Raw genomic sequence first — 25,314 nt, 5'->3', positions numbered from 1 at the left:
GTGCTAAGTGACAAATCCGGCGCCGACTCAGAACAGTAAATCTGGCATGTTCACGACAGTCGCCCCTTTGATGGAGTCGCGTGCCAACTCGACCAGATGGGCATGATGCGTGAAGAGGATTGCCTGCCCGTTTGTGCCAATCTCGGCGCAAAGCTGCAGGGCGGCCCGAGCGCGCGTATCGTCGAAGGTTTCCATGATATCATCCAGGATCATCGGCAGTGGCCCTGGGTCGCGCGCAAAGCTGCGATATCCAGCGAGGCGCAGCGCAAAGTACAACTGGCCCATCGTGCCCGTCGACATCTGTTCAATAGGAACCGTGCTGCCATCAGATTGGATACCAACAAGCTTTTCACCTTCCGCCTGGCTCCAGACGTCAACACCAGTCCAGGCGGGGGTGGTCATGGTGACAAAGGCCTCTTCAACATCGCGCAACATGCCACTGCGCCGCTCTTCAGCAAGGCGACGCAGTGCCCCGCGTGCCGCCAGAACCCCGAGCCGAGCCACCGCCGCCTGACGGGCACCGCTCCGGAGTTCCTCGAGCAGTGTCGCCTGTTCGGTTGCGAGATCGCTGCGGTCGGCGGCCTCAAAAGCGTCGCGGTACAGACGGGCAGCCTCGCGCTGTGCGTCGCGGGCGGTGTCGCGGGAGTCCTGTACGTCTTTCAGGGCGAGTTCCAGCTCTGCCGCACGTGTGGCATCCGGCATCCGGTCCAATTCCTCGGCAAAGAGATCGGCGTCTACGCCATCGCGAGCCTTCTGCCGATCGCGGTCCGCCGTTGCCTTATTGGCGCGCAGACGATCCCGTTCAACCAGCTTTGCGACCCGGTCGCGCGGCGAGAGGTCTTGCCCACCCTGCCCTTCGAAACAACCGTTCAGATCGTCGATTGCAGTCTGAAGCTCGCCCTCTGCCCGGCGTTTTAACTTGCCTGTTTCATCCCGTCGCAACACGGCCTCAACTCGTTTCTCGTCAGCCCGCGTGGATACAACCACGCGCGCACGAGCACGGTCGATGACTTGAACCGGGTCGATACCTGTCTCATCCTCAGGATCATCCTCAATTCGAGCCAAACGCTGCGCGCCCTCTGCAAGGGCGGCAATCGCCTGCTCCAGGGCCTCGATCCGAGCGGAGAGCTTTTGATGCTCGCCATAAAGCTGCTGCAGGCTGCGCAGGTGCGGCAGGGCGGCTCGAATTGCCTCAAGCGAGCGATCCGGCAATGGCAGCGCCGCAGTCAACCGGTCAAGATTCCCCTGCGCCGTTTCGCAGTCGGTTTGGCATTCCTCCGAGTTGCTGTCCAGCTTGGCTATGGTCTTCTCGCCGTCCTGCCATTTGGCCCAAGCCTTGCGATCACTATCCTCCAACGTCAATGCGCGTTGCACCTGCGCGGGTAGATCACCTTTCGCTGGGTCAAGTCCAAGGGGCCGCGCAGCATCAATCAGCGCGTCGCGGGCCACCTCCTGATGGGCAAGACGGGCTTTCAACGCTTCTTTCGCATTGGAAAGCTCGGCTGCCGCTTCGGCCGCTGCGGTCAGTGCCTGCTGACGCGCGCTGAAGGCTGAGGGGGTCGCATCTTCCCCCAATCCCAATGCAAGCGCCAACCTGGAACATCGCTCCGACAGGCGGTCACGGAGAGTGACCAAGTCGTCGTGACGCGTCTTTGCGGTCCCATACCTTGCGTCGGCGGTCCGCACCTGACCTTGCGCCGCGAGCAGACGCTGCCGGGCCTCTGCGCCGATCAGGTAATGCGCGCGGGTGCCATCATCAGCATACATCGCTGTCTCGAATTGATCCGCGGTCTCGGTGGTCAGATCGTCCCGGTGCTGCTGCCAAACCATGTCACGCCGACGCCGGGTCTCTTCGGTCATGACAATGTCAACGGCGTCAGGCGCGGCCTCTTGCGCACAAAGATGGGCTCGCGCCTCGGCCAGTTCTGCTGCGCGGGCGTCGAGGTCATTGCGCGCCGACGCAAGGTCGGCGGTCAGGGCCACCCAGTTCCGACCGACTTCGTCGAGCGTTTCGCGCGCCGGTAGGCCCTCGGCGATCAGTTCTTTCCAGGACCCCGGCAGACCAGCAGTGACCTTGATCAGACGCGCCAAAGCTTGGCTTTGGTCGGTCTCGAACGCGGTAAGATCCGCCACAGTCTTCCAAAGATCGAAGGCGGCTCGCAGCGCAGACATGTCTTGCGGTTCAGCGGGCGCTTCGCCCTGTTGGGCGCGGGCTACTTCGGCGGCCGCCCGTGCGGCGTCGTTTGAAAAACTGGCGGTCAAGCAATCCTGGACTGCAGCTGCAAGATCCTCAAGAACGCCTGCCTCCAGGGCAACAGTCGATGCCGGCGCATCTGGCACCTGGAGGAGCCGCAAAACGGCGTCTATTTGGCGACTGAGTTTTTCCTGATCTTCGCGACGCCGGGCAAGATCGGCCCGCGCCGTATTGGCCCGTCCCATAAGCGAAGCTCCATCGATGGTCAGTTGATCGAGACGTTCCAACTCTGCCGTCAACGTCTGGGCCAGCTTGTCGACTGGGTTGTCTGCGACGACCTGATCTTGTTTGGCGATCTCTTCTTCCGCCTCCGCGATCCGGCTCGTCTGCGCGGCGATTTTTTCGACAAGGCCCGCCACACGCTCTGCCGCGCCGGGATGGAGGTCGGGGCCGTCGGGGAAATCGACCAAGGCCTCTGTAAGCTGCCCTATTTCCTCAGTTCGATCATACCAGACCTCCGCAGCTTTTGACGCGGCCTGTCTTTGATGGGTTTGCCGCAGCTCGGCATCAACCCCCTCAAACTCGGCTGCTGCCCGATCACGATCATGACGCAGGGTGCGCTCTCGCTCTGTCGTCAGGCGATCAGCCCGCATTTCGCGGCCAATCTCTTTCAGGCGATCGCTACCGGTTTTCAGAATGTTGCCCCGGCCTCGTTTCTTATGAAATTTGTCGGCTCGCTCCGCCAGGGCGTCTAGCGTTTGCGCCATGCCCGTCAGGCCAGAAAGACCCGCATGCAGAAGTTGCCCAAGGTCTCCCTGCGCCCCGGCGATCCGTTCGCCGCCCTCGCGCAAGCCCTTCTCGTTGAGCGAAAACCGTTCCTCATAAGTCTCTCGCGATAGGCCGTGCAAAGCACCCGACAGGACCGCCTCGTTTATTGGGCGGTCCTGCGCGTCCAACAGTGATTGCGTCCTCTTGCTGTTACGGTGCAAGGCCATGGTCCCGCGCCCGGGCAGGTCAAGTTCTGCCCCCACCAAAAGATCACTTCGCTCAAACTTGAAGGCATAAGGATGTGCCCCGCCTTTAAACCCGAAAAGCAATTCCAGAAAGGCATGATAGGCCGTGGACTTGCCCGCCTCGTTTGGACCAAAAATCACCGTCACATCGGGGACGCCTTCGACAGGCCTTGGAAATACAATCTCGGCGTCTTTGAAACGGCCATAGCGGATCAGGTCTAACCGGTTCAGCCTCATTGCAAAGCCCCCGCGTGCAACGTCAGAGAAACTTCCGCTATCGCTTCCTCCAGTAGTGCATCCAGCCCGCTCTCATCCAGCTCGTCCATGATTTCTGATGGCAGGGCGAGGCGTAGTTCTTCGAGCTGTTGCAGAGCGGCCTGCCGAAAGCCGTCTTCGGTCAGTTCGTCCTGCATGAGGCGAACGAGATCGTCAGTCTCGGCTCCCGGTTTGCGGGGCGGCGGAGCAGATTTGACCTTGTCGAGGAATACACCGTCGATGCTATCCAGCACTTCGGCCGCCAGTTCCGTCACCAGTTCTGTCCCGTGGCGATCCGAGGTGACGTGCAGGCGCACCGCCATATCGCGTCCCGGCACTTGCGCGGACATCAATGTGTCGCGCAAGCTGCGCAAGACCTCCTGTTGGTCAGCACAGGCGCTCAAATCCAGCGCACATTCGGAAAAGCCAAGGTGACCAATGGCGCGGCGTTCGAATTCCGGCGTGCCCTCGCCCACCGAAACAATCGTCACGGTGCCACCGTTGCGCTCACCAAAATGGCGCGGCTGCGGGATACCGGGCATGACCGCCAGTACCGGTCCGTCGACACGCTCGAAGGGTGCGTGTATATGCCCGAGGCACCAGAGATCGTACCCATACGCCATCAGGTCCCGTTCGGCGCAGGGTGCATAGGGATCATGACCCTGAGCACCGTCAAGCGAGGTATGCATCAGCCCGACGTTGCGCTTGCCCGGCACCGGTCGCGGATAATCGGGAAGAAAGCTCTTTGCCACATGTGCCGCATCAAAGGAGAGGCCATGGAAAGCCGTGCCACCGATCTCGACCGTCGGTGCACCATTATGCAGAACATGGACATTCGGCCCCAAATCTCCATGCGCCTTGTGATCTAACAGCGCATCGTGGTTACCCCTGATCAGCACCGTGGGCACACCAGCTTCGGAAGCACGCGCCAACTGGGAAATCAGGAAGGCCCGGGCTTTCAAATCCGGGTAACCATTGTCAAAGATGTCGCCCGCCAGCACCAAAGCATCGACCTGCTCCGAAATCGCCAGGTCGATGATCTCGGCAAAGGTGTCGCGGCTGGCCTGTTTCAGCCGGTCGCCAAGATCGGGGTTCCGTAGCGCCACGGATCGGATGGGTGATCCAAGATGAATGTCAGCTGAAACGAGGAGGCGCATCATATTCCGTCCGTGTTTCCGCGAAAGATGCGGTTTTTCTTTGATACATCACAATAGCTATCAGTTGCTATTGAACATGTCTTTGTTCCTCAATTTGGCCGCCGCCACTTAGCGCAGTTCGGTGGTGGTGCCCTCCTGCATCCCGATCGATGTTCGCAAGTATGTAAAACTGATAGTCGTGAGTGCAATGTAATTTGAATTTTGGCAGCATGCCTAATAGGGCTTCCCTTAGGTGTTTGATCCCAAGGTTTGATGGTGCGATCCTTTCGCAGGAATGGAAGGAAGCATTATGGGACAAGTTCGTCATGGGAGCGCCACGACCACGCACGCCGTCAGAGCTGCAATACAGCGATCGCAAGCTTCGCTCGCGCAACTGAGCCAGGAGGCTCGGCATCAATCCAAAAACAGTGGCGAAGTGGCGTAAACGCCAGACTGTCGAGGATTTGAAGACTGGGCCGAAAGAGCCCCGGTCAACGGTCTTGTCCGAAGCAGAGGAGGCGACAATCGTCGCATTCAGACGGCACACCTTGTTGCCGCTGGACGATTGTCTTTATGCCCTTCAACCAACGATTCCGCATTTGACGCGTTCGGCGCTGCATCGGTGTCTGCAGCGACACGGCATTTCCCAGCTGCCTGATGTCGAGGGCGACAAGCCAAAGCGCCAGAAGTTCAAACGATACCCCATCGGCTTCTTCCATATCGACATCGCCGAGGTTCAGACTGCTGAAGGCAAGCTCTACCTGTTCGTCGGTATTGACCGGACCAGTAAGTTCGCAGTCACCCAACTCGTAGAGAAGGCAGACCGCAAGACCGCTTGGGAGTTCCTACAGCAAATGCTCGAGGCCGTGCCCTATCAGGTCCACACAATTCTCACCGACAACGGCATTCAGTTCGCAGAGCAACCGCGCAATCGCAACACCGCCTATTCAAGGCCGATGCGCTTCGACATGATCTGCGAAGCCAACAGCATCGAGCACCGCCTCACCAAGCCAAACCATCCGTGGACCAACGGTCAGGTGGAGCGAATGAATCGCACCATCAAGGACGCGACGGTCAAGCGATTCCATTACAACAACCATGACCAATTGGAGGCGCATCTCGCAGACTTCATGGCAGCCTACAACTTCGCGCGCAGGCTCATGACCCTCGGTGGCCTCACGCCCTACGAATACATCTGCAAGATCTGGACATCCGAGCCAGACAGATTCATCCTAAATCCGATCCACCAGATGCCGGGACTAAACACCTAACGCGCACCAACTGCGCGCGATGGAAAACATGATCCACGACGGATTCCAGGGCAACCGGTATCGGGCATCCTTGCGCCACTAGCCACGCAAATTCATGCGAAAGGTTTTCTCGATGCGGCTCATATCAGAATGCTCGACACCCGCCTGCTCAGCGAACTCTTGCCACTTCGCGACCGCGTCCACAATGTCCTCGATTGCCTGGTTCGCCTTGTTGGATTTCAGCCCCACGTTCGAAGCAAGTACCATGAGGTCGCCATGGGTAAAATCGTTTCGCTTTCCCGCCAAGCTCATCTGGTGATCGCGGGTCCATGAGCCAGAAGGATTGTAGGAATAGGCCACGTCATAGGCGGGAGACAGTCGCCAGGCTCCGGACCGGTCCATGAGGAAGGAAATATTCTTGACGTGGTCATCCTGGTTGCGGGCGACAACGTTGAAGACCGCACGCTTGTACTGCTGTTCTACGACGTCCATCCCGAGCCCAAGATCCCTGATTGTCAAGACGGCCTGCTCGTAGGAATAGGATGCCGGGTCGTTGAAATCGAAATGCTGCATCGCGCCTAGCGATTGCATGTGGCGCTTTCGCCCCCGTTCGTCCCGGTCGAACCGACGTGTCATGAAGTGGCTTCGGCCGCCCTCGTGGTGGAGCCTGCATTCCGACATGTCGATGCCCGCTTCGGTCGCCATCAGGTAATATGCGTACTCGATCTTTCCAAAGCCTTGCGGGTCGGCGAGCTCTTTGTCGCGGTTGTTGGACACTCCGTCGAACTTCAAGAGCCAATGCTCGTACCCCTCGTCGACTTTGACTTGCCCTGACCTGAACTCACCGGTGTCTCGGTTCCAGGCGAGTACAGCCTTGGCGCGCGCGCCACCCGCCGAGGTCCCGACGCTCAAGATATCTTCCAGCGCCTCGGCGTCGTCTTCACCCCCCAGCCTACCTGCAAGGTTCTCACGCTCGCTTAGTACCCTGTTTGCCAGATCCACCAACTGGGCCACTTCGAGTTTTTTTGACCGGGTCGCCTTGCGGACCGTCGGCTCGAACTCCAGTGCCCCGATCCCGCGGTTACCGATGTAACAAAGCCGATCCACGGGGCTGAACCGGTCCACGCTTCGCCCCGTTTCCGCAAGCCACGCATCGATCAGCCGGTTGCCGAACTTGTCTGGCAACGCGTCGGCCAACATGCCGGGCAACCCTTTGAACGTTTCTTTCGGAAGGGCGGGAAACTCGTAGGGTGCTTCCCGAACTGGCATCTTCAGGGGCGCGACCTCAATACCCGCGCCCACAAAGGCCGGATCGTATTGAAAGATGCCGAGTGCGCGTGCCTCATCCCAACTCACAGCACCAATGCGCCGACCCCACAATACTATGCTCGCGTCAGTCATCTACGTCATCACCCCAGGTCCATGTTGATTTTCTGGAGCGTTCGGATACAGGACTCGCTCTCCTGCGCTCCTTCCCCTTCTGCGAGACGCGTTCAATTGGCCTGATGTCTCCCTCTGGTAACGCGGAGAGTATTGGCTCTTCCAGATCGAGCGCGGTGGCGACGCGAAGAAAGGTGTCCAGGGTCGAAGGGTCCCCCGCTTCAAGGCGGCGCAGGGTGCGTACTCCGATGCCCGCCTTCTCGGCGAGGTCAGTTTGGGTCACGTTGCGCGCGAGGCGCAAGCGCGCGAGACGTTGCCCGATTTCTTGTTCGATTTGTTGAGATGTCGCCATTTTACTTTAAAGGCCGCAAGATGCCGATTACTCCAGATAATTTGCTAATGTCGGTCGTATATGGCCTTTTATGGTGATTCTTGTCAATAGGCCTCAAGTGGCCTCTTGGAGCGCCCACCCCTCATTACGGGGCCACATATGGCCTTTCGATGAAAAGTTGGGATATCACAGCAGCGAGTTATTGGGGAAACGGACCCAAGCGAACTCTAAGATTCTCGTGGACCCGCCAGCATAGGCCGCGAGGAGCGTGGCATCGTCGGAAGCAACGGCCCGCGTCAAACTTGCGGTCGGGTGCTGCCAGTTCTCTACGGAAAGCACCATATGCCCATGACAAGTGTGATGGTCGATACTGTAACGCCCAAATCGATCGCACTCAGCGTTTCGCGGCCATCCAGAATCCGATTGCACCCAACTTATCTGTTGGGTACTTGGCCACAACAAATAAGTTGGGTATATTGAGGCATGACCATGAACAGAATCACCCTGAACGAAAAAGAAGCGCGGGAAACGCGTGCCCGGATTTCTCGTCTCTCTGAGGCTCTTCACTCGGAGCGCGCGATGGAGCCGGTTGTGGCCGGCCTGCCGCCTGAGGTGGTTTCTCAAGTCTCGCGCATGATGAAGGCCGAGCGCGCGCGCCTGACCCAAGCGGTCGAGGCATACGAAGAGGCCAAGGACACCCAACGACCCACCGCCCTAAAAGAACTGGTTAACCGCGACCTTGGCCTGATGCTCATAGTAGCGCGGATCGCCAACGGCTTCTCTCAGAAGGACCTAGCATGGCGCCTCGGCGTAAAGGAACAACAGGTTCAGCGTTGGGAGGCTGAGCGTTATGCCCCGATCAGCCTCAAGAACTATCATCGCGTGGCGGCGCTGCTGGGAGTCCGGCCTTGGGCTGACATGCCTGACCAACCGGAGCTCCGCGGACTGGACAAGGTCATCGACGGTGTGTCGAAGGCCGAGATCAAGAAAATCCTCAAACATGGGCGCGAGAACGGCTGGTTCGCCGAAGACTTCACCGAGGCGGAACTTCGTCGTTACATCGCCGAGAACCGGATCGATTTTGGAAGCCCAGGGCTTCTCCGAACTGGCCTCAACGTTGTGGATCACGCCGAAGACGTCTTGCTCCACGCCTGGCGCGCTAGGGTCACCGCGAGAGCTCGTGACGCTTTCGCGGGCGTCGAGGACGTTCATGAGCCGCTTGAACTCAAGTGGATGCCCGAACTGGTCCGTCTGAGCAATGACCCCCGCGGGCCGCTCCGGGCGGTGGAAGTGCTCGCCCACCGCGGGATCGTATTGATTGTGGAGCCACAGATCCCCGGCCTCAAGATCGACGGCGCAGCGTTCATCGTGGATGGGAGACCGGTCATCGGAATGACCGTCAGGACCGACACGGTGGACAACTTCTGGTTCACGCTGATGCACGAACTTGCCCACGTCACTCTTCACTTCTCCACCGGGCTGGCCGTAGGCTTCTACGATCAGACGGACCAAGAGACATCGGTCGATGAACAGGAGGAGGAAGCCAACCGCTTCGCTTCCAACTTGCTCATTCCGGAAGAACGCTGGCGGCGCTCTACCGCCCGAATTGCGAAGTCGGCTGCGGTCATCGAGCGTTTCGCCAACGAGCTAGGTATCCATCCGGCGATTGTGTTCGGGCGGATACGCAAGGAACGGGGCGAGTGGTCCCTGTTCACAAATAAGATCGGGAGGAACACCGTGAAGAAGCTGTTTGTGGGCGAAGCCCAGAAAGGAAAGAGTGATGCTCCCATACTACCCGGCCCTAAGGGCTAAGCCCGGCGAGTTCGCGGCCTGCGGCAGGCTGGCCCCCCGTTATCAGGGGTATGTCTGCCCGCGCTTCGTGGTGCCGCCTCCCACTGAGTCCGACCCCGAAAAGGGGCGCGTGCCCACGCTGGACGAAATCGCCCACATAATGGGGGAGCGCCTCGGAAAGAGCTGGCCCCACCGGCGTGCGTTCCTCGACCCGCAACTTGCGGCGGCGGCCCTCGGCGACGAAGGGGTGGCTACGCTCTTCCGCATCGCCACGGCGGTAAACGCCCGCCTGCTTCCAGTCCTGACGATCGCCGATCTGACCAACCCGGCCCGCCAGGCCCTCATTCGGAACGGCGACGTCAGGACGGGCATCTACATAGACTTCGAGGAGGTTGATCCGGCTGCCCTGGTCGAGGCGGTGAAGAAGGCGGGCCTCCGGCCGGAACACTGCGTCCTCTTCGTAGATTTCACTGGAGCTCCCCTCGGCGCCGACTTCGCGCCTGCTATCGGCGAAATCTTCGATCAATTGGACGGCGCGGCGCGGTGGAGCAAGATCGTCTATCAAGCGTCGGCGTACCCGGACAAGCTGCCGGTCGGTGCCAACGAACGCACGTTAATCGCCAGGGCAGAGTGGACCACCTTCCAGGCGGCACTCAAGGAGACAGACGTCCAACCGGACCGACTGGCCTACGGTGACTTCGGCGCGGATTGCGGGCGAATGATGTTTCCGAAGGGGAAGGGCGGCGGAAGGCCGAGGCCGCACCTGCGCTACACCGGCAAGTCCCACACCTTGGTGGTAAGGGGCAGCGACTCAGGAACCTTCACGCCGACGATGCGCGACGTCTGCAAGCAGATCATCGAGAGCAAGGAGTACAGCGGCAGGAGTTTCTCCCCCGCGGACGACCGGATCTGGCGAAACGCGAAGGGGCTGACCGAAACCTGCGGCGACGCGACTGGCTGGCGGGAACTGAACACCGCGCACCATCTGGTCAGGATAGTCAAGGACTTGGGTGCTATGTCTGGTATCGAGTTCGAAGAAGATGCTGTCTCTGAGTACTCGGAGCAGGAAAGCCTTTTCTAGCTCAGCGCTGCACTTAAGCATCCTGATAGGTCCCGTCGGCCGCAGCGATCACGACCTCGTCCTCGGCCATCCATTGGTTGGAGATCAGAAACCTGCGGATCGTATCGGGGGCTTCGGAATAGAGCACTAGCGCGAGGCTCTCTTCGGCGCGGGTGCAAGTGACATAGAGCAAGCGGCGGGTGCGCTCGATCGTGGTTTCCTCGCCATTGTCCGCCTTTTTTTGGGCGGTTGGGCCCAAGGGTTTCACACCAAACAGCGTCTCGTAAGAAGCAAGGCCCTTGAAGCGAGTATGGACGTCGTCGGCGATTACCATGACCCGGGGAAATTCGAGCCCTTTGACCCCCTGGTGGGTGCCAAAGGGGCTGCGATCTTCGACATAGGCGAGGTAGCGCGCCACCTGGGAAAACGGGGCATCAAGCGCCTGCGTCCAGGCCTCGGTGATGGTGGGTTCAGTGGGTGGTGTGTCCTCGGGCGTGGTCAGGTCCAGCTCGTCAAACAAGGGATCAAGCTCGGCAAGGATATCGGCCATGTCCTGGGCCGCCGGATTGTCGTCAGGCAAACAGGGCCGAAGCTGGTCAGGGATCGGGAACAACCGGTGCTCGGCCACGACTGCCAACACGTCGGCACAACTCGGATCCGGTTCGTCCTTAAATAGCGTCATCAGCGCCGCAACGCCCGCCCGTGCCGCGTCGAGGCCAGAAGCCTGGCCCCCGCGCCCCGTCCGGATACCTCTCTTATCGACCAGCGGTGAGCCGTCGCGCAGCACTGCCATCGCGGCAAAGGCATCTGAAACGTCTCGCTTTCAGTCAGGAAATGCGCGGCGAGTGCAATGACTTCGGTATGTTGCAGCGCATCGCGGCCGAAATTGTCCCCCTCGGGCGCATAGGTGAAGGCGCGGATTTCAGCCAGGCGCTCCAGACGCTTCGTCTTGGAGGCCATCTTCTTCTCGCGTTTGTCATGGGCGTCGGTGCCCGCACGGCCCTTCGCATGGGCTGCCTGGATCTCGGCAATTTCTGTCCGCAGGTTGCTCTCTAGCCAGCCCCGAATATCCGCCCTGCGCCCCTCGATGAGCGACCAAGCGAAGCTGTGGATGGTCTGTACCTGAAACACCGGATCGGCCTTGACGCGGCGTGTGATCTCATCTGCGGCGGCGTTGGTATAGGTGATGACGGCGATCTTGCGGCTGTGTTTGCGCAAGGTGGTCAGGGTCTGTGTGTCCAACCCCTCAAGTGCCTCCTTGAGAGATCGCGTCTTTCCAGATCCCGCCCCGGCAAAGAGAAAGAAGCTGCGCGGCTGACCAAGGGACAGGCACGCGCGAATCGTCGCGTCAGCGTCCGCGTCGCGGGTAGCGTCGGTCACGTCTGTCACGCCGCGCCCTCCACGCCCTTCAGCTGGCCCGCGAGCCAGGTAAGGCCGGTGTTGATATAGGGCGGCGCGCGCAACACTTTGATGTCTTTGATGTACAGAAGATCCAGTGCGAAGGCGGCCTTTTCCGGTCTTTTTGCCAACCTTTCAAAGAGCGCCTTGGCGAGGTCTTCAGGGGCCTGAGCCTCAGCGATGGATTTGGCAAAGGCACGGGTCATGAGGCAGGAGAACTCTGCTCCTGCGGCGTCCGTCACGGCTTTCGGGTTAGTCAGGACCAGAGCATCCTCGAAGGTGCTGGGCGTGACGCTCGTGGACACCGAGCCAAGTGTCACTTTTTGCGGGGTTTGATAGCTGACGGCGATGGGGCGGTCAGGGGCCGTGTGACACAGAGCCGTGGGGGGAGAGCCTAACAACTCATCGATCTCTGCCAGCTTGGGGAGCCAGGTCTTTAGCACGTGGTTGGCTGTGGATTGAGCAGCCCCGCAGGAAGGCTGGACCGATTCTTTGACGACCTTCCCGCCTTTGTCGACCTCTGCCACCGCGTCGAGATCGGTGATGATCAGCGTCGGCACCTCCAGCGCCTCGATCAGAGGCCGCAGCCTATGCGCGTGACTGCCCCCCAGCTCTAAAAAGGATAGATAGGCTGCAGCCAAATCAGGGTAGTGATGTTGGATCAGATGCGGCAGCAGAATTCGCTCCGCAGCACCCTCGATCACGATGATGGCGTCGGCAAAGAATAGATCAAAATGTGTGCTCAGCAGATAGCGCGTCACGAAGCGATGGGTTTCATTGTCCGCACCAAAGAGCCCAGTCATATTCGCCACACTGGCCGTGGGCACAACTCCGTGACTTCGCAGCTCGCGCTTGAAGTAACGCAGCTCCTCAAACGCGGCGGCGTGTGCAATATGGCCCGAATGGGTGCTCACGACCAGCTGAGTGGTAAAGGCCGAGCCCTCCTGCTCCAGATCTTTATGGTTGCGCAGCACCTTGTGGGCCCTAGCCATAAAGACCTGCTGTACCTGAACATGCAGATGCGCCTCCGGTTCCTCGATTAGCACCAGTTGCAGAGGTTCGATACCCTTGTCGTCTGGGGTCACTAACTGTGATTTGAACTTGCCTACTTGCATCCAGTCATCCCGGAAACGCATTAGCTGAAACACCATGGAGATCAGGTTCTGGAAGCCGAGGCCATTGTAGCTTTCAGGCAACTTCACCCCGGAAGTGTCGCCCGAGATATCGTATTGCACCGCAGCCGGGTGATCGAGCCCGTCAACCGGTTTGATCTGCGTGGATATGAAGAGTTTCGGATTGTTCAGCCCGCCGGGGTAGCCGAGACTTTCCAGTTCCTTGATAGCATCAGCGAAACCATCCTTGAGCCGGGCATTAAAGGTGGTTTCGGCATCATGGATTGCCTCGAGCGCTTTGACGTCGTTCGGCGTGGGGTCCTTTTCGGGGTCGATATGTTTACGGAAATAGGGCTGAATCTGGCTGGCAATCTTGCGGCTAGTTGCGTTCGTCGGTTCATCGTCGTCACCATTACTGTCCCCTGCGTCTGCGAAACCGCGTTGCGCGTTGATCTCACGAATGTGGATGAGTCCAGCAAAGGGGTTCGAACCGATCCCCTCCGACAAGGCCGGCAGGGCATGCGGCTCAACCGGCCCTGTCGTGGTGAAGCTCATGGGATCCAGAAGATGGGCGTTAAGCTCGAATAGGTCCCTCAGGCGCTTGTCTAGAAATTCTCGAAAGTCACGTGGCCAAAGCGCGAACCCTTTGGCCGTTGCGCCGCCGGGTTGCAGCGTCTGAGCGGCCTCTCGTGCGGCCAGGTACTGCGCCTTGATGTCCGCCCCCTTCTTTGGCTCCAAGCGTAGGCGCACGCCCAGCAAGCCACCAGTCCAGGTCAGTGTTGGGATCAGGTGCGCGACATGGTGCAGCTCTGACGTGTCAGCATGGAGCCAGACGTCAATGAAGGGAAGCTGGGCCAGGAGCGGGCTGAGATCCACCTCGACCTCCTGTGTCCAGGCTCCCGCGATCTGTTCAATTGCGGCCCAGTTTGAGGCTGTCACATCACGCGTGTCGATACCGCCGCGATCCTTAAGGAATTTGCGCAGCGCCTTCATGGCCGATGTTTTGCCGCTGTTGTTGGCCCCGACGAGCAGGGTCTGCTTGTCCGACATATCCAGACGGGCGCGCCGCAATTTGCGAAAATTGAAAACTTCAATGCGTGTGAGCTTCATAGTATTGGTGTCCCCCTCGCAGAGAATGCTGCGATAGTTTCTCTATATATACTCGTCCTGCGGGTGTGTAGCCGTACGCAACCGTCGGGGTTCTCTCAGTATTCACTGTCTGGCTATTCGCTTCGCAGATTCACAGGAGATGCTGTGGAAATCGCATGCTGGGTTTTGGGCCTCTCATCGGCCGTGAGGCGGAACGCCGGAGGCCTTGCCGCCAATAAATGCAAGAGACTTCGGTCAGAAAAAGTGAAACGATTATTGCTTTGTAATCGCGTGACTTTCTTGGCACGCAGATGAATCGTTGCACCGCAAATGAAACGATAAGCACAACGGCGGACTTCACTCTCAGGATCGGCAACGCGTTACCCGCAATCGATTTGTGGCGCTTCGCCCACGACACCCGCATCCACCAGCTGCTCCCGATCGGGAAGATCGCGAAGGCTCTCCAACCCGAAGGCAACAAGGAACTGCTCGGTGGTGACGAAGGTATAGGGGGCCCCTTGCCGGGGCGACCTTGGCCCAGTCCCGATCAGGTTGCGTGCATGCAGCCGCCCGATCAGATCGCGACTAATCTCCTTGCCGAAGATATCCTTGAGCCCGTCGCGCGTGATCGGCTGGTGATAGGCGATGGCCGCCAGGACCGCGACGTCGAATTCACTCAGGTCCAGCAGTTGATCCCCGACATCTGCCGCCGCGCGGATCGCGGGGGCGTAGGTGGCACGCGTGCGGAACATCCAGCCGCCAGCAACCTGGGCGATCTCGAAGGCCCGCCCCTCCAGATCGGCGGCAAGGTCCTCGACCAGCAAATCGACCGAGGCCCCCTGCCCCACGACCCGGGCCAGATCCTCGCGCGGGACCGGCGAGGCCGAGGCAAACAACACCGCCTCGATCCGGCGCATCCATTCCCGCCAGCGCAGATCGGCTGGTAGGTCGGACAACTCGCGATCAAGCTCCAGCTCAGATCTGTCCTTCGCCATCGCTACACCCCGTAGAGCCGGAAAGTGTCGCGCCCGGTCAGCTCGCGCACCGCGCCGAGGTCGACCAGTCGGTCGCAGAGCCGCCGCGCGGCGCGATCCGGCAGAGGCAAAGCCGAAGGTGCCATCGCATCACGGGTCAGGAACATCTCGACCGCTTCTCCTGCCCCCTTGGCCCGCAGCTTGGGTGCGACTGCCTTCAGATGCGCCGCCCGGCGCGCGAGATCTGCCGCGAGGCGCACTGCTTCGACCACCGAGGAGACAACAGCGCGATAACAAGCAAGGCGAAGGTCATCGCCCTGTTTGCGCAAATCGGCGCGTTTCAGGCCTGCGGCCAGCAGCGGCACGACATGATCCCAACCGAAGGTTTGGGCGAGGGCCGCGTCCGCGAAGATCAGCGCAGGCACTTCCGCACGCGGCGCCTCGCGCAGCACGGCCTCCAGCACCATCGCGGCACGGCCGACCGGCCCGCCCTGCCCCGTATCGAACCATGTAGCAATCTGGCCCGGCTCAACGTTCGGCAGGGCTCGGCCCAGAGCCTTGACCGACACCGGCTTTTCCACAGCGCGCTGCCAGGCCAGGTAGGTTTCCCCCGCCGGGCCGGGCAGATCGTCGGGGCGCAGAAGATGTACGGCGTCGCGCAACTCCCCTGCCCTCTCTGGGCGCCCAGAGAACGCGATACAAGCCTCGGCCGCGCGCAGCGCAAGCCTGTCTCGCAACAAGGTTTGGGGAACGTCCTCGCGGCTCAGCACTACATGCAGATGGCTCAGCGCGGCGCCCGACAGAAAGGCCACAGTTTCAAGGGTTTCCACACGCCCGGAGGTGACCCAGGCGGGCATTCGGGGTATCGTGTCGAGGTCGCTCATGTGATCGGGCCGGGCAAATGTCATGCCGGAAGCCTAAATCGTCGCGGCGCTTTCCACCAGCAAATAGCACATAAACCGCTCCGCCTTGTCGCTCCTCTTTATGTCCAATAAGTTTGCATTATCGTACATAAGTAGATTTGCTCAATGCCATGTCAAAAAATACGGAAAATGCTGTCGGATAGCCGGAATTCATGAGATTCAAGCACTTCCCTGAAAAACGAACCGGGGTTCATGAGACTCTGTACCGGTATTTATGAGACTGGATGAGTCGGTATTTGTGAGACTGGCGCTGTCGTGCGGCTTTTTCGGCAGTCTGACGTGCTCTCTCTTCGCGCTCAGCGCGCCAGAACCGGGCCGAGATGCGTCTCCTCAACGAGAGAGGCCATGAGCGGAGCGCCTCCCGGACCCGCACTTGTCCGTTCATGTCACTTGCGAGCAGCACGTCAATCGCTCGGGCCACGGGATCTTCGACGATCCGGCCGATGCCGACCGTCAGCGCGAAACACTGCAAGAGCGAGCCTTGCGCCAGGGCGTGGAGACCGGGACGCACTGGCTTAGCAAGCACTGGCGCCACCTGATCGTATTCGGGGACAACGACCGTCAGCGCCTGCCGGAGGATCGGCGTGGTCAGAAAATCATGGTAGTCCCGTCGGTCTTTCAGAGACATGCGTGGCTGCTCAGAGACGTTCGGCGGCGAGGCCTGGCGATGCCGTGCCGTCAGAACCTGAAGCACTTCGGGCGCTTCCAGGTCTTCCTGCCCCGCGCCGCGCGCCCAGGCATCGAGATGCGCGGCACCAATCTCGGCATGCCCTTCAAGTTTCTTGAAGCGATCCGTACCGAACCGGTCGGACAGGGTCTCGCCGGTGGCGTCCCGAAACTCCACACCATGCACCGGGCAGCGAAATCGCCACGGCAGCGCGGCGGCTTTGCGATGCAGGTCTTCGGGACAGTGCGGGCATGGAGACCGGTTCTTCCGCGCGATCATCATGCGCGCCGCCGCCCCCAACTCCCGGAAAGTCATGGACTGCACCGCTTCGGGCGAAAGGCCGGTCCGAGCCGCGATCAGAGCCCCCTGCCCTTCTGAAAGCCGCCATTCCAGGTCGAACACGCCCTGCCCCTGCAGGCCAAGTGCTGTGACGAATTCCGAAACCGTCATCGCGTAGAACGGGGCCATGCGCGCGGCCCAGGAAGACAGTCGTTCATCGACCTCGGGGGCGTAAACAACCGGCAGGCGCCCGCACCCCGTCACACCGGCTCTCCCAAGACCGCCTGCAACCGGTCGCCGCCCAGAATATCGCGCGAGAGAATGCGTTCCTCGCCGCTTTCGATGGCGGCGATCGCCAGCTGCGACAGGATCGAAAAGATGCCCGAGGTGATGCCGCCGGTCACCTTGATGATCCGCGCGAGCGCGTGGCCGTCGATCTCGCTTTGGTGCCGAAGCGGCAGTGTGCGGGTGAGCGTGCTCATCAGCCCGTTCAGATCCTCGCCCTCCCGCCAGGGCGGCAACGCGAAGGCCTCGAAACGGCGCACCAGTTGATCATCGGTACGCAACGCGTTGCGGGCTTGGGCGGTGCCGACGCAAACCAGAGGGACGCGCAGCTCGTTGCCCAGAAAGCGCAGCATGTTCAGGAATCGCGCCTGTTCGCGGACCGTGCCGGCCTGCAGGCTGTGAATCTCGTCGATGACCAGCATCCCCGGACGCAATTCGGCGAGCAGACGCAAGGCCAGGCTTTCCAGCACAGACAGTGTCGCCCGCGGCGGCTCCGGGGCACCAATCGCCGCCAGGATCCGGCGGTAGAAGCGCGATTCATCAGGCCCAGACACCATCTGCACGGCGACGACCGGCATATGCAGCCGTCCGCTGGTCTCGTCGAAGCTCGATGCGTGATCGCGGGTGAACTTCTCGATGATCATCGTCTTGCCCATGCCGCTGTCACCGACAATGAGCAGGTTCGGCATGCGGGCGCGATTGGGAAACGACATCAACGTTTCCAGCTTCTCCAAGGCGGCCTCGGCCCTGGGATAGGAGATCCAGCGGTCGGCGCGAATCCGGTGAATGCGCTCCTCGGCGCTGAGCGCGGCGATCTTGCACGCTCCCGGATAGAGATGCGGGAACTCAGTCATCCTCGTACCACTCCTCGACCTTGAAGCCGGGGTGGCTGAGGAACGGGCTCCCCTCTCCGTCCGGCGCAGGCAGGGCATCTCGCGGTGCGGCATCCGGTGTTACATCGATCATCGGCAGAGGGGCGAGATGCAACCGCCGAGCCTGATGGCGCCGTATCGCCTTCGTCTGCCGCTCGGCGCTGTCGACGAGGTCGCGCTGCGCCTCGATCGTCCTGAAAATCAGCTCCTCATCTACCGACCGGCGCCCGGCCTCGCGCAAGGCGCGCCGCGCCGCGCGGTGCTCCCAGAGCGTGATCGCAGGCCGTGTCATATCCGCGGGTCTCGCTTCGATGATCCCGTTCTCAGTCAGCACGAAAATGCGAGAGAGATCGCGCGGGTCGTATTTAAGCGTGAACTTGCGGCTTTCCCGGCCCATCAGCCAGCGCAACTCGTCCGCCCAGTAGCGGATGTGGAAGAGATGCAGCCCGTCACGCTGCAAGACACGGCTCTCGGAAGGCAGAAAATCGACCAAAAACTGCCTGAGATCGGTCGGCATGCGAAGCCGGGCCTCATCCACCCGGGCCGCCCAAGCCGCCGCAGGTGTGGTTTCCAGCGCAGAGTGGACCCGCACATGGTAGGAGCCGGTGATCTCGAGAGCGAGCCAGGTTTCCAGTTCGCCGAGCGTCATCACCGCCTCGGCCTCGGCATCGAGATCGCCGCGCTCGAAGATGTTCGAGAAATGCGACCCCGGCAGCAGGTGAACCGCCCCCATCATTGTGCCGATCAGGCGCTCGATATGGCCGCCATAGCGCGGTGTACCTGGCGGACGGTACCGCAGTTCGATCTGGTACTCTGCACAGGCGAGCCCGAAGGCGCGGGCATGGAATTCCGCGCCGTTGTCCACATAAATCGCGTTCGGGATGCCCCGCGTTGGCCAATCCGTGCTGATACCTCGCGCGGTGAGCCAATGCGATTTGTCCATTACCGTATGGGTCAGACACAGTGCGACGGCCAGTAGCGATGGCGGTTCCAGAGACAGGTAAAACCCCAGAACCATGCGGGTATTCACGTCGGTCGCGACCGTCAGCGTTGGCCTGCCGAGCGGACGTCGTGTCACCGGATCTACCACTGTCACATCAGCCTTGGTGTGGTCGATCTGGACGATATCCAGCGGATCGTTGGCGACCAGCCCCCCAGGCGTGGCCAGATAGCGCCGCTCGGCCTTGTCCTTGCCCTCTCGTCGGGCCATCAGTTTAGCTTGGTCATGTTGCTCCAGCCAGCGCCCCAGACGGCGGATCGAGGGTGGGGCCAGCCCTTGCGCCCGACAATCGGCAGCAACTTCGCGCCAGAACCGTGTCCTGGTGGGCTTACGACGGGAAGCATAAAACCCCTTGAAATGGCGGGACACGATCGTTTCCACCAACGGGTCCAAGGGCTGCATGCCCGGTTTAGGGCCCCGTGTATCCCGGAGCAATGCAGAGGTCCGCCCATCCTCGCGGAACTGCTTCACCAGGCGAAAGAGCGTGGATCGGCTGACATTCAGCTGATGCATGGCCCATTCGACAGCGCCTGGGCTGAGCTGGATCGGTAATTCCGCCAGCACCCGGGCGCGAAACTCCGCCTCTTCCCAATCCTTGTCAGCTGGAAAATTATCGGACATAATGTTGCTCAACGTGCGGATGCTGGAGAGTCTCATCAATAGCGACTCAAATCGCTTCCAGTCTCACTTACCCTGAATCGGTTTCAGAAATGCGACACAGGCAAGATATTGAAAACAAATGGACCACAGTCTCAGAAATTCCGGCAGACCGACATTCACTGGAAAATGGCCGCAGAGGACGAGAAATCGACATCATCAAACTCTGATGCAAGTCATAATGCTCAGGGCGACGCGAGAAATCAAGAAAAAAGCGATGGGATCGCCCTGCCCTCCCATGTCGCGGGCTCCGGCAGCCTTGATCGCCTGGTCGACACCGCCCGCGACTATGCCCGCGCTGCAGCGTCCGACAACACGCTGAAGGCCTATGCCAAGGATTGGGCGCATTTTGCGCGCTGGTGCCGGATGAAGGGAGTGGAGCCCCTGCCCCCCTCATCCGAGATGATCGGCCTTTACCTCGCCGATCTCGCCTCCGGGTCAGGCCCCTCCCCTTCGCAGTGGGCGTCCCGCCCCCTGTCGGTCAGCACGATCGATCGCCGCCTCTCCGGCCTCGCCTGGAACTATGCGCAACGCGGATTCACCCTCGATCGTAAGAACCGCCACATCGCGACGGTGTTGGCTGGGATCAAACGCAAGCACGCGCGCCCGCCGGTGCAGAAGGAAGCGATTCTGGCCGAGGATATTCTGGCGATGATCGCCGCCCTGCCCTACGACCTGCGCGGCTTGCGGGATCGGGCGATCCTGCTGATTGGCTACGCGGGCGGTCTGCGTCGGTCGGAAATTGTCAGCCTCGACGTTCACAAGGACGACACGCCGGACTCGGGCGGCTGGATCGAGATCTTCGACAAGGGCGTCGTACTGACCCTGAACGCAAAGACCGGCTGGCGCGAGGTTGAGATCGGCCGCGGCTCCAAGGACCAGACCTGCCCTGTCCATGCACTCGAGCAATGGCTGCACTTCGCCAGGATCGACTTCGGCCCTGTCTTTGTCGGCACCTCGCGGGATGGCAAACGCGCCTCTGACAAGCGGCTCAACGACAAACACGTTGCGCGGCTGATCAAGCGCACGGTCCTGGACGCGGGCATCCGGTCGGACCTGCCTGAGAAAGACCGCCTCGCTATGTTCTCTGGCCACAGCCTACGCGCCGGTCTCGCCAGCTCCGCCGAAGTCGACGAGCGCTATGTCCAGAAGCAGCTGGGGCACGCTTCGGCCGAGATGACTCGCCGCTATCAGCGTCGCCGAGACAGGTTCCGGGTGAACCTGACGAAGGCAGCCGGGTTGTGATGTGGATCAGGAGTCTTCGGACTTCAAAGCCGAAAGTGAGGCAACATGGCGAGGGAGATCGCTGCGGGAATGGAGGATATCCACGATGATGACCTCGTCCGATCGATCCAGAAACACAAGGAAATGTTCCCCTGCCCTTATGAACCGCAGGTCTTCGACATCATCAACGAGAACTGCGCAACTCCGGCTATGGGCCTGGCCGTTCAGAATTCTTTCACAGCAGTTGAGCAATTCGGCCTCGTAAAGCTCCGCTTGGCGCAGCCCGAAATTCTCGATCGTCCATCTGCCGATTTCAGTGAGGCTAGCTTCCGCACGACGAGTCAGCCGGAAGGATCGGCTCATGAACGCGCGCGCGCAGTCGCAAAGGCCCTACGGATCGCATCTTTGCCGCTTCCCTCCGCAAGATCGCCCGCCTTGGCCTGCGCCAGACCTTCAATTAGACCTTTCCGGATCCCGGCTAGTTGTGCTTCTTCCTGCTCCAGCAATCTCAGGCCAGCGCGCATTGCTTCACTCACGTTCTGGTAGCGCCCGGATGCCACCAAGGCTTGAACCAGTTGATCCTGAGGTTCGGTCAGGACAACGTTGCGTGTCACCATGTGTCAGATCTCCTTTGTTGGCAATATATGCCAATGCCACTTATTTATCAATACGTCACGCCGCCTGCCCGCTGAGCCTGCCATAGAAACTACGCTCCAAATGCAGCTCTCCTGCCCCAGCCTTCTCGACCATGCCCCGAAGATATCCGCCCGGCGAGGCAACCTCACCGACACTGTGCTTCTCGAAGACGAGCGCAAATGCGGCCGTGGCCACTTGGGTCCCCATTCGATCCTGCGCTACGTTCCAGGCATGCTCTGAGATACCGATCATCGGCCTGAGTTGCCCGGCAACGCGGTGCAGGTCGCCCCAATCCTTCAGGAATCCACCCATATTGCGCGCCCAGGACGCGAATTCCGGACAGGCCTGCATGATTGTCGGCAGATCGAGCGCCGTCCGCTTCTTGCGCACCTCGGCAACCCAGTCTTCCAGCTCCCTATCAACCCACTCTTCGGGTGGAGCATTGGGTACCACGCCCGCCGCTTCCTCTTTTTCAGAGGAATTACTAGTTACAGGATTAAGTTGATTTGTAATTAGTATATGAGGTTCAGAAATGACCTCCCTGGGGTCCATTTCTTGAGTCTTTTTTGTGATTTGGGTGTCTTTGTTACCGATGTTTTCCACAGGTTTTGTCGCACCAGTCGCCTTGAGATAGGCCGCTTCGACCCGTTCCTGAAGTTCCTTGAACCACAACAGTAGCCGTTCCAACTGCTCAGAGGCTTCATGACGACGCGGAAGCCGGTCCAGAAGTTCCTCAAAGAGTCCAGTGAATTGGCTCCAGGGCCCGCGCAGCGCGCTGCTGATAGCCGCCTCAATCCGAGCGCGGATCATCCGGCGTGCCACCGTAATCTGACGCTTCAGGCGCTGGCAGAGCTCGCGCTCGGCCTGCAGCTCGGCATGAAGCTCCTCGAACTCCTCGACACGGGCTGAAAGCGGCGACAGATCGAAGCCATACGCCTCAACGATGCGCCCATCGGCGTCCCTACGGCCCCACCGCTTGCCATTCGGGCTGTCCTGAAAGGAAATCACGCCGATCTCGGCCAGGCGCCGCGCATGGCGCTTGAGCGCGGAGAGCGAAAAGCCCGTCCGCTCCATCAGATAGGCGTTCGACGCCCAGACGATCGGGCGCTGCCCCTCCTCCCAGTCCTGGGCCTGGGTGAAGGCCCCGAGCGTGTCGAGGAGCATCATGTCGCCAGCCTTCAGGCCGATATGTGCACCAACGCGCTTGAGCGCGACAAATGCTCGTGTTTTGGGTACTGCTACCCGTTCACCGGCTTGGGCAAGTTGCTCAGCAACCCCAAGACCCGGTGTCGGCTTGCGCCAACCTGTATGTTTCATGCCTGTATCTCACCTCCGGTTATGTGGAGGCAAAAGAAAGCCGTTCGCTCAAAAGCGTTCATCGTTGACAGTGATTCGTGGGAGAGGTATCTTCTAAGCGACCAAACTTTTCAGATTAGCTCTCAGGCCACGCTGCTTGGGGGCTTTTCTTTTGCCTAGATCATTGTTCCGACTGCTCCTCTTTTGTTGCGAGGAATTCGCTGTAGAGCTGATCCAGTCGACCGGAGAGAAAGTCTCCGAACTCGGTTGAATCCTGTGCTGTCAGCGAAATACTGAATGCCCTTCCGGACCGGCCGATTACCCCTTTGATGCGGCCTTTGCCGGCGGTCCAGGTGCGCTTCTTGGGTGCCATGCGCGTCTTTCTGCGCTTGGGTGTCCTGCCCGCCTCTGCCAGTCTGCTGTGCAGGAGCTCGAACCTTGCATCGCTATCCAGCTCGTGAAACCCTTCGAGTTCCAAGGCACCTTCAAGGACCTTTTGGTTCGCAGACTCCGAAGCCAGCTTCTTGAAATCCTCCCAGCGGTCACGGCCAATCTGCTTAGCGGGACCGATCCGCTCAATCACATGCCTCGGGATGTTCTGCGCGACAGACAACATGCGCGACAACAGCGTTCCATCAATGGTCAGCGCCGACTGGATCACATCCTTCGCCTGCCCCATATCAAGGAGGCTTTTTGCGAAAAGCGCCTTCTCGATGAATGAAAGATCCGCGCGCGCCGTGTTCTCTTGCCCTTGGGCGAGAATGTGCGCCACATCGTCCATTGGTTTGACTACAGCGCGAACCTTCCGGCCAAGGGCTGACGCCACGCGCACACGCCGATGGCCGAAGACGATCATATAGCGACCGTCCAGATCCGGGTGCGGGCGAAGCAGTACTGGAGTGTCCTGGCGACCAGTTGCAATCGACTCCTTCAGCTCGTTGAAGGCCTCGTCGTCGTCGCTGAGACGATCCGAAATGAAGGACACATCGATCAATTGGGGATCGATTTCGACGATGGTTTCCCCTTCGAGCAAGCGCTTCGAATTTTCGGCAAGATTGTCAATCGAGACCTTCATGGACTTTGATGCGCCACGCATCGCATAGCCTGATCGGCCAGAGTCCTTCGGCTGCTCGGAAGAACTGGCCATCACATTTTTCAGGAGGTCTTTACGAGCCATCAAACTGTCTCCTTCTGGGCGATCATAGACGTGAACACTCTGGACAAATGGCTGTCTGCACGGCTGTCAAAACTATCAATCTGCACGGCTGTCAAAGACGTCGTCATTCGCGCCCCCATGCTTTGTGGATCAGCTCCGAAACCTCATCGTTCACGTCGTTCAGTGAAGTGATTGCCCGGTCATAAGTTGTGCGAACAAACTGGGAGCGCTCGACCTCGTAGAGTGTCTGTTTAGTAATCCCAGCGTCGGAGATCGCCGTGGATTTCAAAACAGGCGCGGTAAGCATCTGGTTCGGGAACATCGCCTGCAGAAACCCGACCATCTGCTTCTGAGGGCCATCAGTGGGTTCAAACCTGGTAACCAGATAGCGAAACCATTTCAGTCGCATGTTCGCGCCAGCGTCTCGTATTGTCTTCATGATTCCGCCAAGCATGAGCAGAAATTGACTCATCGACATAACGTCCAGCATCTGTGGGTGGACGGTGACGATGACTGACGACGAGGCTGTCAGTGCGGTCAGCGTGAGATAGCCAAGCTGCGGTGGGCAATCGATCACCACGACATCATAGCGATCATCGACTTCGTCGAGCGCCTTAGAGATCCGAGTGAAGAAAAGGCGCCCCTCGTGGGGGTCGCTGCTCGTCAAGGCAACGGGGGTATCGTACTCATACTCTTGAAGTTCCAAACTTGCAGGCACGATATCAAGGTTAGGAAAGTTCGTTGGTCGGATTACTTCGATAATTGGCTTGCGTTGATCATCGTAGCGGAGCGTCTCGTAGAGCGATGGAACATTATCGAGCTCCGGCTGAATACCATGCAGAGCTGTCAGTGATGCCTGCGGGTCAAGATCGATCGCCAGTACACGATGCCCTTTCAGCGCCAAGTGCTGAGCCAGATGAGCCGCAGTCGTCGTCTTTCCGGACCCGCCTTTGAAGTTGACGACAGAAACTACATGCAGTTCCTCACCTTCACGCCGATGGGGCACATACCGCCGCTTTCCAGGCCGACCATGCTTGTCCAAATACGCCCGCAGTTCGAGCATTTGCTCAGCTGAATAACTACGCCTCCCCGACGACGAGGTTTCGGGATCAGGCCCCTTACCTTCTAGGTGGAGCTTCTTGATTGTCGACTGGGTCACGCCGAGATAATAAGCGACCTCCGCCAGCGAAAACTGACGTAGACCTTTCTGGGCATCTGGAGGATACTGTTCCTGCCGCAACATATTGAGACGGTCAGAAATCAGCTCTCCCTGTTGAAGGATGATCTCGTCGAAGGGTTGATCCTTCGTATCAGCCGTAAATGACCTATCTCGCAT

General features: G+C 60.0%; 20 protein-coding genes and 1 pseudogene. 4 read left to right on the top strand and 17 right to left on the bottom strand.

Going from position 1 to position 25,314, the window contains the following annotated elements; genetic code table 11:
* Positions 1–27: 27 nt before the first annotated feature.
* Positions 28–3,444, bottom strand: a complete 3,417-nt coding sequence (locus DSM107133_RS24060; RefSeq protein WP_064225027.1) for an AAA family ATPase — start codon at positions 3,442–3,444, stop codon at positions 28–30.
* Complete coding sequence (locus tag DSM107133_RS24055; protein WP_064225028.1) at positions 3,441–4,622, bottom strand: DNA repair exonuclease; 1,182 nt, start codon at positions 4,620–4,622, stop codon at positions 3,441–3,443. Before DSM107133_RS24055 ends, DSM107133_RS24060 begins: the two co-directional genes overlap by 4 nt.
* Positions 4,623–4,908: 286 nt before the next feature.
* Here DSM107133_RS24055 and DSM107133_RS24050 point away from each other — a divergent pair.
* Positions 4,909–5,869, top strand: a pseudogene (locus DSM107133_RS24050) (IS481 family transposase).
* 78 nt (positions 5,870–5,947) lie between these two features.
* On the opposite strand, the gene DSM107133_RS24045 reads toward DSM107133_RS24050, so the two are convergent.
* Together DSM107133_RS24045 and DSM107133_RS24040 are read right to left on the bottom strand one after the other, a co-directional pair.
* Positions 5,948–7,249 carry a type II toxin-antitoxin system HipA family toxin gene (locus DSM107133_RS24045; RefSeq protein WP_064225029.1) on the bottom strand — a complete coding sequence of 434 codons (1,302 nt, stop codon included), beginning with the start codon at positions 7,247–7,249 and terminating at the stop codon, positions 5,948–5,950.
* On the bottom strand, positions 7,242–7,580 hold the full coding sequence (locus tag DSM107133_RS24040; protein WP_064225030.1) for a helix-turn-helix transcriptional regulator: 339 nt from the start codon (positions 7,578–7,580) through the stop codon (positions 7,242–7,244). The genes DSM107133_RS24045 and DSM107133_RS24040 overlap by 8 nt, the downstream gene beginning before the upstream one ends.
* A gap of 462 nt (positions 7,581–8,042) precedes the next feature.
* Here DSM107133_RS24040 and DSM107133_RS24035 point away from each other — a divergent pair, with 462 nt between their 5' ends.
* Together DSM107133_RS24035 and DSM107133_RS24030 are read left to right on the top strand one after the other, a co-directional pair.
* Entirely contained in the window at positions 8,043–9,371 is a 1,329-nt protein-coding gene (locus tag DSM107133_RS24035; protein ID WP_064225031.1) for an XRE family transcriptional regulator, read from the top strand.
* Entirely contained in the window at positions 9,340–10,431 is a 1,092-nt protein-coding gene (locus tag DSM107133_RS24030) for a beta family protein (protein WP_082894843.1), read from the top strand. Before DSM107133_RS24035 ends, DSM107133_RS24030 begins: the two co-directional genes overlap by 32 nt.
* Positions 10,432–10,444: 13 nt before the next feature.
* On the opposite strand, the gene DSM107133_RS24025 is transcribed toward DSM107133_RS24030, so the two are convergent.
* From DSM107133_RS24025 to DSM107133_RS23990, 8 genes are all read right to left on the bottom strand, one after another.
* On the bottom strand, positions 10,445–11,092 hold the full coding sequence (locus DSM107133_RS24025) for a hypothetical protein (protein ID WP_240310674.1): 648 nt from the start codon (positions 11,090–11,092) through the stop codon (positions 10,445–10,447).
* On the bottom strand, positions 11,092–11,799 hold the full coding sequence (locus tag DSM107133_RS24020) for a UvrD-helicase domain-containing protein (protein WP_240310675.1): 708 nt from the start codon (positions 11,797–11,799) through the stop codon (positions 11,092–11,094). The genes DSM107133_RS24025 and DSM107133_RS24020 overlap by 1 nt, the downstream gene beginning before the upstream one ends.
* Positions 11,796–14,030 (bottom strand): AAA family ATPase, encoded by a 2,235-nt coding sequence (locus DSM107133_RS24015; protein ID WP_064225033.1) that lies wholly within the window; start codon positions 14,028–14,030, stop codon positions 11,796–11,798. The genes DSM107133_RS24020 and DSM107133_RS24015 overlap by 4 nt, the downstream gene beginning before the upstream one ends.
* A gap of 359 nt (positions 14,031–14,389) precedes the next feature.
* Complete coding sequence (locus DSM107133_RS24010) at positions 14,390–15,004, bottom strand: SMC-Scp complex subunit ScpB (RefSeq protein ID WP_064225034.1); 615 nt, start codon at positions 15,002–15,004, stop codon at positions 14,390–14,392.
* Positions 15,005–15,006: 2 nt separating this feature from the next.
* Positions 15,007–15,891 (bottom strand): DUF1403 family protein, encoded by an 885-nt coding sequence (locus DSM107133_RS24005; protein WP_064225035.1) that lies wholly within the window; start codon positions 15,889–15,891, stop codon positions 15,007–15,009.
* A 205-nt stretch (positions 15,892–16,096) separates the two neighbouring features.
* Positions 16,097–17,041: a TniQ family protein gene (locus DSM107133_RS24000; protein ID WP_240310681.1), complete on the bottom strand. Its 945-nt coding sequence runs from the start codon at positions 17,039–17,041 to the stop codon at positions 16,097–16,099.
* Positions 17,042–17,112: 71 nt separating this feature from the next.
* Positions 17,113–17,991: a TniB family NTP-binding protein gene (locus DSM107133_RS23995; protein ID WP_114295321.1), complete on the bottom strand. Its 879-nt coding sequence runs from the start codon at positions 17,989–17,991 to the stop codon at positions 17,113–17,115.
* A complete protein-coding gene (locus tag DSM107133_RS23990; protein WP_114295578.1) occupies positions 17,984–19,630 on the bottom strand; it encodes a Mu transposase C-terminal domain-containing protein in 1,647 nt (548 codons plus the stop codon). Before DSM107133_RS23990 ends, DSM107133_RS23995 begins: the two co-directional genes overlap by 8 nt.
* A 165-nt stretch (positions 19,631–19,795) precedes the next feature.
* Here DSM107133_RS23990 and DSM107133_RS23985 point away from each other — a divergent pair, with 165 nt between their 5' ends.
* Positions 19,796–20,911 (top strand): tyrosine-type recombinase/integrase, encoded by a 1,116-nt coding sequence (locus DSM107133_RS23985; protein ID WP_065331088.1) that lies wholly within the window; start codon positions 19,796–19,798, stop codon positions 20,909–20,911.
* A gap of 6 nt (positions 20,912–20,917) precedes the next feature.
* Here DSM107133_RS23985 and DSM107133_RS23980 read toward each other — a convergent pair whose 3' ends face one another.
* From DSM107133_RS23980 to repA, 5 genes are all read right to left on the bottom strand, one after another.
* Positions 20,918–21,253, bottom strand: coding sequence for a type II toxin-antitoxin system RelE/ParE family toxin (locus DSM107133_RS23980; RefSeq protein WP_064225037.1), 336 nt, complete (start codon positions 21,251–21,253; stop codon positions 20,918–20,920).
* On the bottom strand, positions 21,250–21,507 hold the full coding sequence (locus DSM107133_RS23975; protein ID WP_064225038.1) for a type II toxin-antitoxin system ParD family antitoxin: 258 nt from the start codon (positions 21,505–21,507) through the stop codon (positions 21,250–21,252). Before DSM107133_RS23975 ends, DSM107133_RS23980 begins: the two co-directional genes overlap by 4 nt.
* A gap of 55 nt (positions 21,508–21,562) precedes the next feature.
* Complete coding sequence (gene repC, locus DSM107133_RS23970) at positions 21,563–22,843, bottom strand: plasmid replication protein RepC (protein ID WP_064225039.1); 1,281 nt, start codon at positions 22,841–22,843, stop codon at positions 21,563–21,565.
* A gap of 160 nt (positions 22,844–23,003) precedes the next feature.
* On the bottom strand, positions 23,004–23,999 hold the full coding sequence (gene repB, locus DSM107133_RS23965; protein ID WP_064225040.1) for a plasmid partitioning protein RepB: 996 nt from the start codon (positions 23,997–23,999) through the stop codon (positions 23,004–23,006).
* Between the two features lie 103 nt (positions 24,000–24,102).
* Complete coding sequence (repA, locus tag DSM107133_RS23960; RefSeq protein WP_064225041.1) at positions 24,103–25,314, bottom strand: plasmid partitioning protein RepA; 1,212 nt, start codon at positions 25,312–25,314, stop codon at positions 24,103–24,105.

The sequence above is a fragment of the Pseudosulfitobacter sp. DSM 107133 genome, assembly GCF_022788695.1.
In the GTDB taxonomy this organism is placed as follows: Bacteria; Pseudomonadota; Alphaproteobacteria; order Rhodobacterales; family Rhodobacteraceae; genus Pseudosulfitobacter.
Note: the sequence above shows the minus strand (reverse complement) of the source record. Positions and strands in the feature narration are given on the sequence as shown.